Raw genomic sequence first — 15,424 nt, forward strand, 5'->3', positions numbered from 1 at the left:
AAGGCCGGTATCACGTTGGGGAGTTTGGTAATGGCGATAGCCTCCAGTGCCTACAAGAAAGCCCTCGAGGGCAGTCAGCAGCGCAAAGAAGTGCTGGTGAAAATTGATCGGGTAAGCAAGCAGTTCGACGAAACGCTGGCGGTCGATAACGTATCTCTCAATATTCACAAGGGGGAGATTTTCGCCCTGCTCGGCGGGTCCGGTTCCGGCAAATCGACCCTGCTGCGGATGCTGGCCGGTTTCGAACGCCCGACCGAGGGGCGGCTGTTCCTCGACGGGGTCGACATCACCGACATGCCCCCCTATGAACGCCCCATCAACATGATGTTCCAGTCCTACGCCCTGTTCCCCCATATGACGGTGGCCCAGAACATCGCCTTTGGCCTCAAGCAGGATGGCCTGCCCAAGGCCGAGATCGATGCCCGGGTGGAGGAGATGCTCAAGCTGGTACAGATGACCCAGTACGCCCGCCGCAAGCCGCATCAGCTCTCCGGTGGCCAGCGCCAGCGGGTGGCGTTGGCTCGTTCCCTGGCCAAGCGTCCCAAGTTGCTGCTGCTGGATGAACCCATGGGGGCGCTCGACAAGAAGCTGCGTTCCAAGATGCAGCTGGAGCTGGTGGAGATCATCGAGCGGGTCGGGGTGACCTGCGTCATGGTGACCCACGATCAGGAAGAGGCCATGACTATGGCGGAGCGGATCGCCATCATGCACCTCGGCTGCATCGAGCAGATCGGCAGCCCGATGGATATCTACGAGACTCCGGCCAGTCGGCTGGTGTGCGAGTTCATCGGCAACGTCAACCTGTTTGACGGCCTGCTGGTGGAGGATGAGCAGGACCACGCCACCATCGCTTGCGCCGACTTGGAACAGCCCATCTATGTGGGCCACGGCATCAGTTCCCGCGCCGAAAACAAGAAGGTGACCTACGCCCTGCGGCCGGAAAAACTGCTGATGAGTCTGCAAAAGCCGGAGGAGATCGAGCACCCGGACTTCAACTGGACCAAGGGTGAGGTCTATGACATCGCTTATCTGGGCGGTCACTCGGTTTATCACATCCAGCTGCCCTCGGGCAAAATCGTTCAGGCTTTCATCGCCAATGCCGAACGCCACGGCAAGCGGCCAACCTGGGATGACCAGGTGTTCCTCTACTGGGAAGATGACAGCGGCGTGGTGCTGCAATCATGAAGTTCTTGCAACGACTGAAGCGGGTCGGGGGGCGCCGACTGGTGATTGGCATCCCCTTCTTCTGGCTGTTCCTCTTCTTCCTGCTGCCCTTTGTCATCGTGGTGAAGATCAGTTTTGCGGAAGCGGATGTGGCGATCCCGCCTTACACCGACGTGGTGAGCTGGGCCGACAATCAGCTCACCATCCTGCTCAACATGGGCAACTACCTGCTGCTGCAGGAGGATGAGCTTTATATCGCGGCCTATCTGGGCTCCCTCAAGATGGCCTTCGTCAGCACTTTGCTCTGCCTGCTGATTGGCTATCCGATGGCCTACTCCATCGCCCGGGCCAACAAGGAGACCCAGACCGTTCTGCTGCTGCTGATCATGATGCCGACCTGGACCGCCATTCTGATCCGGGTCTACGCATGGATGGGGATCCTCAGTAACAATGGTCTGCTCAACAGCGTTTTGCTGGGGATCGGGGTGATCGACGAGCCGCTGCAGATCCTCAACACCAACCTGGCGGTCTATATCGGCATCGTTTACTCCTACCTGCCCTTCATGGTGCTGCCGCTCTACGCCAATCTGGTCAAACACGATCAGAGCCTGCTGGAGGCTGCTTCCGACCTGGGGGCCCGCAACCTGACCCGGTTCTGGCAGATCACGGTACCGCTCTCCAAGAACGGCATCATCGCCGGCTGCATGCTGGTGTTCATTCCGGTGGTGGGAGAGTTCGTTATTCCGGAAATGCTGGGCGGCCCGGAGACCCTGATGATCGGCAAGGTGCTGTGGCAGGAGTTCTTCAACAACCGCGACTGGCCGGTCGCCTCTGCGCTGGCGGTGGTGATGCTGGCGGTGCTGATCATTCCGATCATCCTCTTCAACCGTAACCAGGCCAAAGAGCTGGAGGGCAAGGCATGATGAGACGTTTCGGTTTTGCCAAGCTGATGCTCTGGCTGGGGCTGCTGTTTATCTACCTGCCCATGATCATCATGGTGATCTACTCCTTCAACGCCTCCAAGCTGGTGACGGTGTGGGGCGGTTGGTCGCTGAAGTGGTATTTCGGCCTGCTCGACAACAAGCAACTGATTGGGTCTGTGTTCCGTTCGCTGGAGATCGCCTTCTACACCGCGATCGCCGCGGTGGCGCTGGGGACGGTGGCAGCCTTCGTGCTGACCCGAATTCCCCACTTCCGTGGTCGCACCCTGTTCGGTGGCATGGTGACGGCGCCGCTGGTGATGCCCGAGGTGATCACCGGTCTGTCGCTGCTGCTGCTATTCGTGGCGATGGCCCAGCTGGTGGGCTGGCCCGCCGAGCGGGGCATGCTGACCATCTGGATCGCCCACACCACCTTCTGTACCGCCTACGTGGCGATCGTGGTGTCGGCGCGGTTGCGGGAGCTGGATCTCTCCATCGAGGAGGCGGCAATGGATCTCGGCGCCAAGCCGTGGAAGGTGTTCTTCCTGATCACTATCCCGATGATCGCCCCCTCGCTGGCGGCAGGCGGCATGATGTCGTTCGCCCTGTCGCTGGATGATCTGGTGCTGGCGAGCTTCGTCTCCGGCCCGGGCTCGACCACCTTGCCGATGGAGGTCTTCTCGGCGGTACGGCTCGGGGTGAAACCCGAGATCAACGCGGTGGCCAGCCTGATCCTGCTGTCGGTATCGCTCTTTACCTTCGGCAGCTGGTATCTGATGGCCAGGGCGGAGAAGCGCCGTCGCGCCGAGATAGCCATGACCACCCAGATGCAGGCCGTGGTCTGACGCCATGATAAGATCCGCCTACTCTCGTCAACCTGGAGGATGAGTATGCGGATCTCCCTTTTTAGCGGTCGTGGCACCGAGCTGGTGCCCGGCCTCACCAGCGCCATTCACAAGCAACCGATCTCTGCACCAGTTCGCTGTACCTTTGCCGGTCTGGAAGGGGATGAGCAGTGTGACCTGCGCCACCACGGTGGCCCGGATCGGGCGCTCCACTACTATCCTGCCGATCACTATCTCTGGTGGCAGACCTGGCAAACCGCGCTGGGCTTGCCTGCGCCACGTACACCCTGGCAACCTGCCGCCTTTGGCGAGAACCTCTCCGGTATCGGGCTGACCGAGGTGCAAGCTTGCATTGGCGATGTCTATCGACTCGGCGAGGCGCTGATCCAGATCAGCCAGCCGAGATCCCCCTGTTTCAAACTCAACCAGCGCTTTGGCTATGGCCAGATGTCGCAGGTGATGCAACTGAATGGCCGTTGTGGCTGGCTGCTGCGGGTGCTGGAGGAGGGGATGGTGTCGCCGGAGTCGGCCATGGAGCTGGCAGACAGACCCTATCCCGAACTGACGGTGAAGCGCACGGCGGATATCCTGTTCAATCAGGTGCGCAATGAAGCGGATCTGCTGATGCTGCTGGAGAATCCTGCTCTCTCCCCCAACTGGCGCCAGCATGCAGCCGACTGGCTGGAGCATGGCACTGTGGCTGACTGGCAGCGCCGTCTATTGGGGCCGGCATCCCTGCGCCTGGCCTGACGGCCGGTTACCGGAATGTCACCAGCTGGCTGCAGCCCGGTAAGCGGATGACAAGAGTGCTGAATAGTTGAGCAAATGGCACTTTTTTTCCTGCCAAACGCAAAAAAGGCTTGTGTCGGGTCTGGGCTTTCGGTAAATTCCCGTCCCGCAGACATCGGTGTGTAGCGCAGCTTGGTAGCGCACTTCGTTCGGGACGAAGGGGTCGGAGGTTCGAATCCTCTCACACCGACCAAATCCAAAAAGGGCTTAGCTTCGGCTAGGCCCTTGTGCATTTCTGGCCCTCCAGTTCTGTGGGGCATTTTGATTTTCTGCCCTGTTTACTACATCTGCAATTGCTAGCTATTGACTCCTCATCAGTTGTTTCCCCCTTCTTGGAAACGTGTTAACTATTTCCTTCCATACAGATTGCCAGACTCGTTGTGGGCCTTAAATGAACAGCTGATTTTAATCTCTTTGAATATCAGGGTTCGACTGCAGGAAAAGGATGACCAGATATGCAAGGCCAGGAACGGCAATGCCAGGAATTTTACCAGACTCTCTTTGCTGGATATGCTCAGCAGCTTGCCCCATTCGCCGCACTTGATGAGTGCCTTCACGACTTTCTAGATCAACGCCCGAGCGGCAAATATACCGCGCGCAATCGTGCTGCTGGACTGGCTGCCGCGACCTTCTGGTGGGAACCCGCCAACTTGGACGGTGCTCAACTGGCAAGCTTGGCACTGGGACGTATTTTGCATTCTGAGGATGCTATTAGCACTGCGCTGCTGGATCATCTGGCCGCTCGTCATCCAGATGTATTGCGTTGGGCGATTCGTTACTCGAAGCTGTTTACACGCAGCGATTCACCGCTCTGGCGGCATCTCCGAGACAATCTCGGTAGCGGAGATTGGTACGAATTTTTCGGCGTCTGTGATCGTCTACTTGAGCAACTTGAACCATTCGACGAAGCAATTGCACTGGCTGAGACCCACCTGAAGTCGCTTTCGTTACTAGAGCTGCTTTCCTATTTGAGCGTGATCGCATATGGGCAACTTGGCGCCTCTCAGGGTAAGGACAGTTCTGCGGAAGATTGGGATGTCTATGATCGGTTAATAGCGCGCAAGCTGTCGAATTGCTCTGAGTGTGATTTTCAGCTGACAGAGGAAGCTATTGGCCGCTCTATTAAGCGTCATTTGTCGCCACTCCTGTTTCCACAGTCAGGTTTGGGGCGAGAGAATGTTGCCAACCTCGAATCGGTCGCCTTGCTTACTGTCGCCATGCGTGAGCGAATCGACTACGAGAATTCCATCAATTGGTTCTGTTTTGACAATGATTGTGGTTACCAGCTCAAACCGGGACAACCGGTCATATTCAACAAAACAGATACGGGCTCACAGCGCTGGCAGCGTACCGGGCGCAAAAGCAAGTTGCTTTGGCACTACTGGATGTACCGTGCAATTGACCAATTCGCAGCTTCGGATATGGCTGGCAAAATCATCGGGAGACCGGAAAACCACGAATCGAATCAGCTAGCTTACATAAAAACCATCCGCAGTCAGCTTTACCTGCAGACGATATTCGGCCTGGGTGAGCGCGTCAGACTGAACGACGGAGCGGAGGTAATCCTGCACCACGCGATATTAGCCAGTGAGCTGACGACAGTGTTTTTTAAGCAGGCGTTTCTTCAGCCTTTTCTTCGCTATATGGGCGACTCCGGTGTAGCAGCAAAAGCACTTGGTCAATTAGCTTTGGAAGGGCTTGTACAAGGCGAGAACCGCTTTCCCATCACTTGGTCGGAACCGAAAGATAAGATCCGTCGTATCTGTGGTTGGACCGTCAGCCCCGAACATCCCAAGGGCGACCCCGAAGCGGCCGAGGCCATCCTGAAGTTCTGGACCAGTGACCTGCAGGCACTGTCCGTGCAGATGAGGCTGACACCTAACATGCCATTTCCACGTCTGTACGAGCGGCCGTTCTACAAGATTGGCTGCTACAGCTTTCAGTTCCCCTGGGTTGCCGGTCAACAGAACAATCTGACCGCTGCGGTGAATAACCTGCGACGTGTTGAGCAACGCAGGCCTGCTTTGCGCAGCGAAACGGAACGTATTGAACATACCCTTGCCGAAGCACTAAGGCAGAGGGGGTTTCGCGTCGTCGTGGGCTACCAACCACCATTGAGTGATGAGCGCGATGCTGGTGAAGTGGACCTGATCTGTCACTTGGATGGGGTAGTGTTGCTGCTGGAGGTCAAGTCGGGCTTCATCCGTTCAACTTGCCATGAAGTCTGGCTGCATCGAACCAATACCCTGCGCAAGGCGGCAAGGCAGTTAAAGCGCAAGCAACCGGTTGTGCTTCAAGCCCTGCAAAATGACCAAGGGTTGCGTTCAGCTCTATTGCTGAGTGATTTCAATCCTCTGCCAGCTTTGCATGCTTGGGTTGTGGATACGTCGATTGAATTTGATGGCGAGGTCATCGATGGTTTTCACGTCGTCTCCCGCGAGATCATGGAGATCGCTTTGCGCGATGAACCGCATTATCTGCGCGCGTTTGAACAGATGGGCGATGCTGAGGTTGGGAATGAGGAAGAGACACTGTATGCCGACGGATTCAGTGCACAAGCTCTTGTTAGGTTGATCGAGTCCGATGGGGTCTGGCGTGATGTGCTGTAGAACGTGACAAGTAGGTTTGCGGGATTCATGAGGTGTGGGGCGCCACATTATGGCTATCTGCTTGGCAATAAAGCAGTAGCCGTGGGCATTAAAAGGGCCACCGCTCGGTGGCCCATCGGTGGAGTCTGATCCTGACTCCGGCACTCTAGATTGTGGCAATCTCGCTATGGGTCTTGTCTATGGTGCCCTCCTTGCGCGCCAGGCGCTTACTCAGATATGCCAGTGCTGATGCCGCAAAGCCTTGAAACTGTGTTGAGGCAGCAAGGCCGCGTGCTTGGGGTACTCACTAATGAAATGTTCTATTCCCTCCATCAGTTGTGCACGTAATGAAATCACGGGCTCATGCCAGGCTTGTAGGCATAAATGGCCGGGGATCAACTGCTCCTGATAATCTTCCAGCAGCTGTTCTGGCCAGGGTTCAATACCGGAATTGCGTTGCAGCAAATAGTGGGCGGCGGGTTCACGGGCATAAATGAACTGAATTTGGGCCAGATCGCGTTGGCATAGCGTTTGACTGTTGATGTGACAGGTCAAATATTTTCCCGTTTTCAGATCCAGAAAGTGACCGCGTTGCCGACAGGGAACGATGCGATACCAAGGCAGGGGTGAGGAGAGAGAATACCCCTCAAGCTCCTGTTCCAACCAGTGGCGACACTCGGGTGTCTGCACCTCATCGAGCATGGACTCGAGCTGTGTCAACAAGGCTCTGGATGGTTTGATGGCCAGTTTCGCACTCATCGCCTGCAATCCTCCCTCTGCACACAATCCCGACTATCAGTATGGACCTTGTTCGGCCAGAGGGGGTAAGGAATCTAATGATTAAAATTGGATTAGCCGCGTGGTTTTTATGCACTAATTTGGTTCAACCCACCAGATAGGTACCAGTGCCGAAGGCGATGTGGGTGCCCTCTTCGTTGTGCAGCTCCATCCGGGCTACCGCGACCTTGCTGCCGGCCCGGATGATGTGGGCGGTGGCGATAAACTCGTTGCCGCGCCCTGGGCGCAGGTAATCTACCCGCAGATCTATGGTGCCGAGGCGAGCGAAGCGCTCCTTGAGATAACTGGGGGAGAACTCCTCCACCTCGTCGATGCAGGATGCGGCGACGATCATGCCGCCCGCTACATCGAGCAGCGTGGCGGTGACGCCGCCGTGCAGGATGTTGTGGAAAGGGTTGCCGATCAGCTTCTCGTCCATCTTGATACGCAGCTCCACCTTGTCGAAGTCGTAGTGGGTCACCTGCATGCCGATCAGCTTGTTGAAGGGCATCTTCTCGGCAAACAGGTTGGCAATGCCACTGAGCGCCATCTTCTTGAGCATCTGTTTCATTCTCTGATCCCAATCCTTGTCATCAAAGCCGAGTAAAAACTCCAGCCAGTCTGCAACAGTTCCTTAACAGTCGCAATGGCAGGTTTATTGTGGGCGGCGGCTGCTTTAGAATGGCGACCCCAAAGGAGAGCCCATGACCGCGATTGCCGAAACCCTGCCAGATCCTCAGCCAGAGAGTCCGCTTGCCCTGCTGCAGGCGGTCTTCGGCTATCAGCAGTTTCGGCCGGGTCAGCTCGAGATCATCGAGCAGATCGTCGCGGGGCGCGATGCGTTGGTGCTCAAGCCTACTGGCGGCGGCAAGTCGCTCTGCTACCAGATCCCGGCACTGCTGCGGCCCGGGCTCGGTGTGGTGGTCTCTCCCCTTATTTCGCTGATGAAGGATCAGGTCGACAGCCTGCGCGCCAACGGCGTAGCGGCGGTCTACATCAACTCGGCCCTTAGCCGGGAGGAGATGATCCAGAACTTCGCCGCCATGCGTCGCGGCGAGATCAAGCTGGTCTATGTCTCCCCCGAGCGCTTGCTGCAGCACGAGTTTATGGATCGGCTGGCCGAACTGCCGCTCGGGCTGTTCGCCATCGACGAGGCGCACTGCGTTTCCCAGTGGGGCCACGATTTCCGGCCTGAGTATGCGGCGCTGGGGCGGCTAAAACAGTGGTTCCCACAGGTGCCGGTGGTAGCGCTCACCGCCACCGCCGACGAGGCGACCCGCAGCGACATGCTGCATCGGTTGGAACTGAGCGATCCCTTTATTCACACAGCCAGCTTTGATCGCCCCAATATCCGCTACAGCTTGGTGGAGAAGTTCAAGGCGGCCGAGCAGCTGCTGCGTTACGTGCAGAGCCAGAAGGGCAACTGCGGTATCGTCTACTGCTCCAGTCGCAACCGGGTGGAGGAGGTGGCCGAGCGGTTATCCCGCCACGGCTGCAAGGCCGCGCCCTATCATGCGGGGCTACCGCTCGAGCAGCGCCAGCAGACCCAGGATGCCTTCCTCAAGGATGACATCGAGATAGTGGTGGCGACGGTGGCGTTCGGTATGGGTATCGACAAGCCCAACGTACGCTTCGTGGTGCACTACGACATTCCGAAGAACATCGAATCCTACTATCAGGAGACCGGTCGCGCCGGGCGCGATGGCACTCCTGCCGAGGCGCTGCTGCTCTACGATCCCGCCGACATCGGTCGGGTGCGCCGTCTGCTCGACAACATCGAGAATCCTCAGCAGTTGCAGGTGGAGCAGTACAAGCTCAACGTGATGGCGGCGTTTGCCGAGGCGCAGACCTGCCGTCGTCAGGTGCTGCTCAACTATTTCGGCGAGTACAACGACAAGCCCTGTGGCAACTGCGATATCTGTCTCGATCCGCCCAAGAGCTATGACGGCACTGAAGATGCCCAGAAGGCGCTCTCCTGCGTCTGGCGGGTGGGGCAGAATTTCGGGGTGGGCTATGTGGTGGAGGTGCTGCGCGGTTCGCTGAACCAGCGCATCAAGGATCACGGCCACGACAAGATCTCGACCTACGGCATCGGCAAGGATCAGAGCCATGAATACTGGATGAGCGTGATCCGCCAGCTGATCCACAAGGGGCTGCTGACCCAGAACATCACTCGCAATCTGGTGCTGCAGCTGACCGAAGCGGCCCGTCCGGTACTGCGTGGCGAGGTGAAGCTGGAACTGGCGGTACCCCGCCTGCAGCCTATCTCCAGCCGCAAGGAGAAGCGCAATGGCCTGCTCGATAACGCCAACTACGACAAGCGGTTGTTCAAGGAACTGCGCGGCCTGCGCAAGCAGATTGCCGAGGATGAAGAGGTGCCGCCCTACGTGGTATTCAACGATGCGACCCTGGTGGAGATGGCGCAGCTGATGCCGATGACCGAAGACGAGATGCTGGCTATCAACGGTGTCGGGCACCGCAAGCTGGAACGCTTTGGCGAAGCCTTTATGGACCTGATCATCGACTACTGCCGTCGTTAGGGTCGATTAGGCTGCCTAATCGACCACGGTAAGCGCGGCTCGGAAGAACCTGGGGTCAGACGCGAGGTTATTTCAGGCTGGCGTAGAAGGCCGCCAGATTGTCGATATCCGCATCGGTCAGTGGTGCCATGAAGGGGTCCATCAAGGGCTCTTTGCGGGTGCCATCCTTGAACGCTTTCAACTGTTTTACCAGATAGGCGGCATTCTGGCCCGCCAGATGGGGATAGTTGGGGATCATCGCCTTGCCTTCTACGCCGTGACAGGCGGCACAGACCGCCGCCTTGGCCTTGCCTGCTTCAATATCGGCAGCCTTGGCCTGATGACCCCACGCCAGTGCCAGCAAGGGCAGGGCATATACCCATTTTTGCATCTTCTTCTCCTTGAATTGAAAAATGATGGTCGCCAGTTAGCGCAAGCATGGCTGACGGCAGTATAAAGAGTGACACGAGCATACGCAGGGACGAATGGCACAACCATGAAGTTGATCAACACTTTTGCGACCGAGCTGCCTTGGGCCTGTGAACCCGTGGTCCCCCAGCCGCTGCAGCAACCCCGGTTGCTTCATCTCAACCGGGCTTTGCTGGATGAGTTGGGGCTGAGAGGCGTCAGCGAGGCTGACTGGATCGCCTGTTGTGGCGAGGGAAAAGTGCTGCCCAGTATGCAGCCGGTAGCGCAGGTCTATGCCGGCCATCAGTTCGGGGGTTATAGCCCCCGGCTTGGGGATGGTCGTGCGCTGCTGTTGGGTGAGCAGCAGGCGCCGGATGGTCAGCGTTGGGATCTCCACCTGAAGGGGGCGGGAAAGACGCCGTTTTCCCGTTTTGGTGACGGTCGCGCCGTGCTGCGCTCCAGCATTCGCGAGTATCTCGCCTCCGAAGCGCTCCATGCCCTCGGCATCCCGACCACGCGGGCGCTGGTATTGGTGGGGAGTCAGGAGCCCGTTTATCGTGAGCAGGTGGAGACGGGAGCGACCGTGCTGCGCACCGCCCTCAGCCATCTGCGCTTCGGTCATATCGAGTATTTCGCCTGGAGCGGGCAGGGGGAGAAGATCCCGCATCTCATCGACTATCTGCTGCGCCACCACTTCCCCGAACAGGAGAGTGGTGCCGAACTGTTTACCGAAGTGGTGCGCCGCACCGCGCGGCTGATTGCCAAATGGCAGGCGGCGGGCTTCTGTCACGGGGTAATGAATACCGACAACATGTCGCTGCTCGGCTTGACGCTGGATTATGGCCCCTACGGCTTTATCGATGCCTACGTGCCCGATTTTGTCTGCAACCACTCGGACCCTGCGGGCCGCTACGCGCTGGATCAGCAGCCCGCGGTCGGTTACTGGAATCTGCAAAAGCTGGCGCAGGCGTTGGCTGGCCATGTAGACAGTGATGCGCTGGCTGCAGCGTTGGCCCAGTACGAGCAGCAGCTGATGCTGCACTACTCCGAGCTGATGCGGGCCAAGCTCGGACTGGCAGTGTGGGAGGAGGATGACCCGGCTCTGTTCCGCGAGCTGTTCCGGTTGCTGGCGGCCCACAAGGTGGATTACCACCTGTTCCTTCGTCGTCTCGGTGAGGTAACGCAAGAGGGGGCGTGGCCTGCGTCTCTGCTGGCCCTGTTGTCTGAACCTGGTGTTTGGCAGGCGTGGCTGGAGCGCTATCGGGCGCGGCTAATGCGCGAAGGAAGCGAGGATGCCGTGCGCAAGGCGCAGATGGATGCCATCAATCCCAAGTATGTGCTGCGCAATGCGCTGGCCCAGCAGGTGATAGACGCCGCCGACGCAGGGGATATGCGGCCGTTCGAGCGGCTGTTCGCCGCCCTGCAGCGCCCCTATGATGAACAACCCGAATATGAGGATCTCGCCACCCCGACTCCGGCATGGTATTGCGGTGGTGAGCTCTCCTGCAGCAGCTGAGAGATTGGGCATGAGTTGGCAAATCAAACAGGTAGATAGCGAAGCTGGCGTAGTGACGCTGGATTGTCCGGCGCTCGACTGGGACATGTTTCCGCTGTTGGCGCAGGCCTTGCTGCGAGAGTGGGAGCTGCAGCCGCTCGAGCAGGATGCGGGGGCCGACCGCCATTGCTGGTTGCTGGAGTTTGAAGGGAGCCAGTTTCGGCTGGAGTACGAACACTACAGCGGCTGCTGGCTGGAGGCGGTGCGCCCGGCGGATCGGGAGGCGCTGCTCTGGCTCGCCAGACAGCACAAGGTGTGACTATCGCCCGCAAGGCCTGCTCTGCCGCTGACCAACCTGGACAAGCGTAATCGCATAAAGATTGAACTATCGGTTTGGGGGCGTATAATCTCGCCCCTCGATTATCGCCAATGGTGGCGATATGGGTTCCCTAACCCCATTAACCAAAAAGGTCACAAGATGAATCTGACCCCTGCGCAGTACCAAACGGCGCTCGTTCGCCTGTCGTTGTTCCACATCCTGATCATTGCCAGCAGCAACTATCTGGTGCAGCTGCCGATCACCGTGTTTGGCTTCCACACCACCTGGGGTGCGTTCAGCTTCCCGTTTATCTTCCTCGCCACTGACCTGACGGTGCGGATCTTCGGTGCCGGTCTGGCACGCAAGATTATCCAGACCGTGATGCTGCCTGCGCTGGCGGTCTCCTATGCGCTCTCCGTGCTCTTCTTCGAAGGGAGCTTCCAGGGCGTGGGTCATCTGGCCGAGTTCAACCTGTTCGTGGCTCGTATCGCGCTGGCCAGCTTTATGGCCTATCTGGTAGGGCAGTTCATGGATGTGGTGGTGTTCAACCGCCTGCGTCTGCTCAAGCAGTGGTGGATTGCGCCAGCGGCCTCCACCCTGTTCGGTAATCTGGTTGATACCATCGCTTTCTTCAGTGTGGCCTTCTGGCGCACCACAGACCCTTTCATGGCAGAGCACTGGGTCGAGATCGCAACCGTCGATTACGTATTCAAGTTGCTGATAAGCCTTGGTTTGTTCGTGCCGCTCTACGGTGTCTTGCTGCGCTACCTCAGCCGCAAGCTGGTGGGCGAGGCCGGATTATCCAGCCTGCAAACGGCCACCCGGCAAGCCTGACCAGATTGACCACCCTTCGCGGTGGTCAATTTTTTTGCACTTTCTGCAAATAGCGCTTGCCTAGTTAAATGAGAATGATTATTGTTAACTTGTTTTCCGGGAAAGACTTCATTCGTTCCAACGTGATGGACTTCTTGTGAAGGCACGACATTGCTCACATTGCTTCCAGTTAAGGGCCAGTTTATCTGGCCCTCTTTTTTTGTCATTTTTCAGCAAGTTGCAGGCATAAAAAACGGGAGCCAAGGCTCCCGTCGTCACGCTGTTTGTGGCTTACTCGATATCGAGTGCCTCGGGGGAGAGGATCACCCCTGTGGTATCGGCGTAGAGGTGGTCGTCAGGCAGGAAGGTCACGCCACCGAAGTTGACCGGCAGATCGGTCTCCCCCACATCCTTGCTGTCGGCACCGACCGGAATGGCTGCCAGTGCCTGAATACCGATATCCAGATCTTCCAGAATATCGACTTCGCGGACGCAGCCGTAGCAGACAATCCCTTCCCAATCGTTCTCGGCCGCCGTGGTGGCGATGTCGCTGTCGATCAGAGCTCGGCGCATGGAGCCACCGCCATCGATCAGCAAGACGCGTCCCAGTCCGTTCTCTTTGACGAGTTCACGGATCAGGCCATTCGATTCGAAGCATTTGACGGTGGTGATGACGCCGCCGAAAGAGGCGCGGCCGCCGAAGGAGCAGAGCATGGGTTCAAGCACATCCACCATGTCCTGATAGATGTCGCACAGTTCAGAAGTATTGTATTCCATAGTGTCAAATCCACGGCTGGAAACAGGTGCAACCAGTATAAGGAGTGGGTGTGGCATTTCAATGAATATTCCTTGCACAGATCACCTGTCGCCGCTTTTCTGCATAAGCTCAATGCAGTTCACTGCCAGTTTGCGAGAGGTCTATCGTGCTTATCCGTCATAAGTTGATCCTGAATACCGTGCTGGTTGCCGTTGCCATGCTGGTACTGAGCGGCCTGTTTATCTACTCCAGCCAGGTGCACCGTCACCTGACCGAAGCTCAGCGCAATATCGACCAGCTGGAGATCGCCATGCTCAACCTGCGGCGGGCCGAGAAGGATTTTCTGATCCGCAAAGATATGACCTTCGTCGAGCGCTTCAATCAGGGGCTGTCAGACTTTCACCAGCACAATCGGGAGCTGCTGACCGATGACAATCTGGCGGCCGTCGAGGGGGAGCTGACCAGACTGGATCAGCAGATCAGCGGTTATGGCAAAGCCTTCAACGATCTGGTGGCCCAGCAGCAGAAGATTGGTCTGGGGCCGGAGGAGGGGCTCTATGGCAAGCTGAGGGCGGCGGTGCATGAGGTGGAGAATGGGCTCAAGCAACTGGACCAGCAGGGGCTGCTCATCACCATGTTGCAGCTGAGACGGGCGGAGAAAGACTTCATGCTGCGCTCCGATATCCAGTATCTGGAGCGTTTTGAAACCTTGCACAAGAGTTTTCAGGATAGCCTTGCCACTTTGCCGGAGGGGGATCGCGGCAGGTTGGAGCAGGCCAGCAAGCAGTACCGGCAGGACTTTGTGGCGCTGGTGCAGGGGATGCAGGTACTGGGGCTGAAAGAGGATGAGGGGCTGCGCAACCAGATGCGGGATCTGGTGCATCAGACCGAACAGGGGTTTGCCGCCGTCGATCAGCACATTGTCGCTGAGCTGGAGCGGCAGAGCGCTCGCCTCAACAGCCTGATGCTGGTCTGTGGCGGGGTGATTGTGGTGCTGATCGGCATCATGAGCGTGTTGCTGGGGCGCAGCATCGACCGTCCCATTACTCAGGTGAATGATACCGTCAACCGCATTCGCCAGGATAATGACCTGCGCCTGAAGATAGAGCTGCGCGGGGCAGATGAAATGGCCCAGCTGGCAGGCAATCTCGACGTGATGCTGGGCGGGTTTCGCAACCTGATTGGCGATGTGAAGCAGAGCGTGCACACCCTGACCGAAGCGGCGGATCACCTCTCGGCCAACGTCAAACGCACCAGCGAAGGGGCGGCGCGCCAGCTGCAGGAGACCGACATGGTGGCGACCGCGTCCACCGAGATGGGCTCCACCATCGAAGAGATCGCCCGCAACACCGAGCAGGCGGCCAACAATGCGCAGGCGACCAACAACAAGGCGATGGAGGGGCGGACTGCGGTCGAGAACACTGTCGAGCAGATCCGCTCGCTGGCGGGCAATCTGGAGAGTTCATCCCGCGAGGTGAGCCAGCTGCAAAAAGAGAGCGAGACCATCGGCTCCGTGCTCGATGTGATCCGCGGCATTGCCGAGCAGACCAACCTGCTGGCCCTCAACGCGGCCATAGAAGCTGCTCGAGCAGGAGATCAGGGGCGCGGCTTTGCGGTAGTGGCCGATGAGGTGCGCAATCTGGCCATCCGTACCCAGAAATCGACCCAGGAGATTGCCGGCATCATCAGCTCGCTGCAGAAACAGACCGGCAGCATCGTAGAGGTGATGGCGACCTGCCGCGAGCAGGGCAACCGCAGCTCGGATCAGGCCAGTACCGCAGGGGAGTTGCTGGGGCAGATCACTCAGGATGTTACCAACATCATGGACATGAGCACCCAGATTGCTGCGGCTATCGAACAGCAGAGTCTGGTGGCCAACGAGGTGAACCGCAACGTCAACAACATCCGCGACATCGCCCAGGAGTCGAGCATCATGGCGGAGGAAAATGCGAGATCCAGCGAGGGTCTCAACGAGCAGGCCCAGCTGCTCAACAAGGCGGTGGCAAAATATCGGGTTTAGTGAGCGGACT

Annotated in this window: 14 protein-coding genes and 1 tRNA gene; 11 read left to right on the top strand and 4 right to left on the bottom strand. The window is 58.2% G+C overall.

Annotated elements, in window-relative coordinates; genetic code table 11:
* Positions 1-30: 30 nt before the first annotated feature.
* The 6 genes from potA to L972_RS05625 all read left to right on the top strand — a co-directional run bounded on the left by potA (position 31) and on the right by L972_RS05625 (position 6,327).
* A complete protein-coding gene (gene potA, locus L972_RS05600) occupies positions 31-1,185 on the top strand; it encodes a polyamine ABC transporter ATP-binding protein (RefSeq protein WP_005340704.1) in 1,155 nt (384 codons plus the stop codon).
* Entirely contained in the window at positions 1,182-2,087 is a 906-nt protein-coding gene (locus L972_RS05605) for an ABC transporter permease subunit (protein ID WP_005340703.1), read from the top strand. The genes potA and L972_RS05605 overlap by 4 nt, the downstream gene beginning before the upstream one ends.
* Positions 2,084-2,929, top strand: a complete 846-nt coding sequence (locus tag L972_RS05610; protein WP_005340701.1) for an ABC transporter permease subunit — start codon at positions 2,084-2,086, stop codon at positions 2,927-2,929. Before L972_RS05605 ends, L972_RS05610 begins: the two co-directional genes overlap by 4 nt.
* Positions 2,930-2,974: 45 nt before the next feature.
* Positions 2,975-3,679, top strand: coding sequence for an MOSC domain-containing protein (locus tag L972_RS05615; RefSeq protein ID WP_021230759.1), 705 nt, complete (start codon positions 2,975-2,977; stop codon positions 3,677-3,679).
* Positions 3,680-3,834: 155 nt separating this feature from the next.
* Positions 3,835-3,911 (top strand) — tRNA-Pro (locus L972_RS05620).
* Positions 3,912-4,173: 262 nt separating this feature from the next.
* The gene (locus tag L972_RS05625; protein WP_047436455.1) at positions 4,174-6,327 is read left to right on the top strand and encodes a nuclease-related domain-containing protein; all 2,154 of its coding nucleotides are present in this window, start codon (positions 4,174-4,176) and stop codon (positions 6,325-6,327) included.
* 210 nt (positions 6,328-6,537) lie between these two features.
* On the opposite strand, the gene L972_RS05630 is transcribed toward L972_RS05625, so the two are convergent.
* Positions 6,538-7,065, bottom strand: coding sequence for an AbiTii domain-containing protein (locus L972_RS05630; RefSeq protein ID WP_005356927.1), 528 nt, complete (start codon positions 7,063-7,065; stop codon positions 6,538-6,540).
* Positions 7,066-7,189: 124 nt separating this feature from the next.
* On the bottom strand, positions 7,190-7,654 hold the full coding sequence (locus L972_RS05635) for a thioesterase family protein (RefSeq protein WP_047436458.1): 465 nt from the start codon (positions 7,652-7,654) through the stop codon (positions 7,190-7,192).
* A 133-nt stretch (positions 7,655-7,787) separates the two neighbouring features.
* On the opposite strand from L972_RS05635, the gene recQ reads away from it, so the two are divergent.
* A complete protein-coding gene (gene recQ, locus L972_RS05640) occupies positions 7,788-9,623 on the top strand; it encodes an ATP-dependent DNA helicase RecQ (RefSeq protein WP_047436461.1) in 1,836 nt (611 codons plus the stop codon).
* Between the two features lie 67 nt (positions 9,624-9,690).
* Here recQ and L972_RS05645 read toward each other — a convergent pair whose 3' ends face one another.
* Entirely contained in the window at positions 9,691-9,993 is a 303-nt protein-coding gene (locus L972_RS05645; protein WP_005340687.1) for a c-type cytochrome, read from the bottom strand.
* Positions 9,994-10,098: 105 nt separating this feature from the next.
* On the opposite strand from L972_RS05645, the gene L972_RS05650 reads away from it, so the two are divergent.
* The 3 genes from L972_RS05650 to L972_RS05660 all read left to right on the top strand — a co-directional run bounded on the left by L972_RS05650 (position 10,099) and on the right by L972_RS05660 (position 12,658).
* On the top strand, positions 10,099-11,526 hold the full coding sequence (locus L972_RS05650; RefSeq protein ID WP_047436464.1) for a protein adenylyltransferase SelO: 1,428 nt from the start codon (positions 10,099-10,101) through the stop codon (positions 11,524-11,526).
* 10 nt (positions 11,527-11,536) lie between these two features.
* On the top strand, positions 11,537-11,824 hold the full coding sequence (locus L972_RS05655) for a DUF3630 family protein (RefSeq protein ID WP_047436467.1): 288 nt from the start codon (positions 11,537-11,539) through the stop codon (positions 11,822-11,824).
* A gap of 159 nt (positions 11,825-11,983) precedes the next feature.
* Positions 11,984-12,658, top strand: a complete 675-nt coding sequence (locus L972_RS05660) for a 7-cyano-7-deazaguanine/7-aminomethyl-7-deazaguanine transporter (RefSeq protein WP_005340680.1) — start codon at positions 11,984-11,986, stop codon at positions 12,656-12,658.
* Between the two features lie 270 nt (positions 12,659-12,928).
* Here L972_RS05660 and rraA read toward each other — a convergent pair whose 3' ends face one another.
* The gene (rraA, locus tag L972_RS05665) at positions 12,929-13,414 is read right to left on the bottom strand and encodes a ribonuclease E activity regulator RraA (RefSeq protein WP_005340678.1); all 486 of its coding nucleotides are present in this window, start codon (positions 13,412-13,414) and stop codon (positions 12,929-12,931) included.
* Between the two features lie 146 nt (positions 13,415-13,560).
* Between rraA and L972_RS05670 the strand changes: the two genes are divergently transcribed.
* Positions 13,561-15,414, top strand: coding sequence for a methyl-accepting chemotaxis protein (locus L972_RS05670; RefSeq protein WP_047436471.1), 1,854 nt, complete (start codon positions 13,561-13,563; stop codon positions 15,412-15,414).
* Positions 15,415-15,424 lie beyond the last annotated feature (10 nt).

Source organism: Aeromonas sp. ZOR0001, assembly GCF_000801015.1.
In the GTDB taxonomy this organism is placed as follows: domain Bacteria; phylum Pseudomonadota; class Gammaproteobacteria; order Enterobacterales; family Aeromonadaceae; genus Aeromonas; species Aeromonas veronii.

What these genes read in the sequence shown, in the direction of transcription:
- potA (WP_005340704.1), top strand. Translation starts at nt 31, where the DNA reads ATGGCGATAGCCTCCAGTGCCTACAAGAAAGCCCTCGAGGGCAGTCAG.
- L972_RS05605 (WP_005340703.1), top strand. Translation starts at nt 1,182, where the DNA reads ATGAAGTTCTTGCAACGACTGAAGCGGGTCGGGGGGCGCCGACTGGTG.
- L972_RS05610 (WP_005340701.1), top strand. Translation starts at nt 2,084, where the DNA reads ATGATGAGACGTTTCGGTTTTGCCAAGCTGATGCTCTGGCTGGGGCTG.
- L972_RS05615 (WP_021230759.1), top strand. Translation starts at nt 2,975, where the DNA reads ATGCGGATCTCCCTTTTTAGCGGTCGTGGCACCGAGCTGGTGCCCGGC.
- L972_RS05625 (WP_047436455.1), top strand. Translation starts at nt 4,174, where the DNA reads ATGCAAGGCCAGGAACGGCAATGCCAGGAATTTTACCAGACTCTCTTT.
- L972_RS05630 (WP_005356927.1), bottom strand. Translation starts at nt 7,065, where the DNA reads ATGAGTGCGAAACTGGCCATCAAACCATCCAGAGCCTTGTTGACACAG.
- L972_RS05635 (WP_047436458.1), bottom strand. Translation starts at nt 7,654, where the DNA reads ATGAAACAGATGCTCAAGAAGATGGCGCTCAGTGGCATTGCCAACCTG.
- recQ (WP_047436461.1), top strand. Translation starts at nt 7,788, where the DNA reads ATGACCGCGATTGCCGAAACCCTGCCAGATCCTCAGCCAGAGAGTCCG.
- L972_RS05645 (WP_005340687.1), bottom strand. Translation starts at nt 9,993, where the DNA reads ATGCAAAAATGGGTATATGCCCTGCCCTTGCTGGCACTGGCGTGGGGT.
- L972_RS05650 (WP_047436464.1), top strand. Translation starts at nt 10,099, where the DNA reads ATGAAGTTGATCAACACTTTTGCGACCGAGCTGCCTTGGGCCTGTGAA.
- L972_RS05655 (WP_047436467.1), top strand. Translation starts at nt 11,537, where the DNA reads ATGAGTTGGCAAATCAAACAGGTAGATAGCGAAGCTGGCGTAGTGACG.
- L972_RS05660 (WP_005340680.1), top strand. Translation starts at nt 11,984, where the DNA reads ATGAATCTGACCCCTGCGCAGTACCAAACGGCGCTCGTTCGCCTGTCG.
- rraA (WP_005340678.1), bottom strand. Translation starts at nt 13,414, where the DNA reads ATGGAATACAATACTTCTGAACTGTGCGACATCTATCAGGACATGGTG.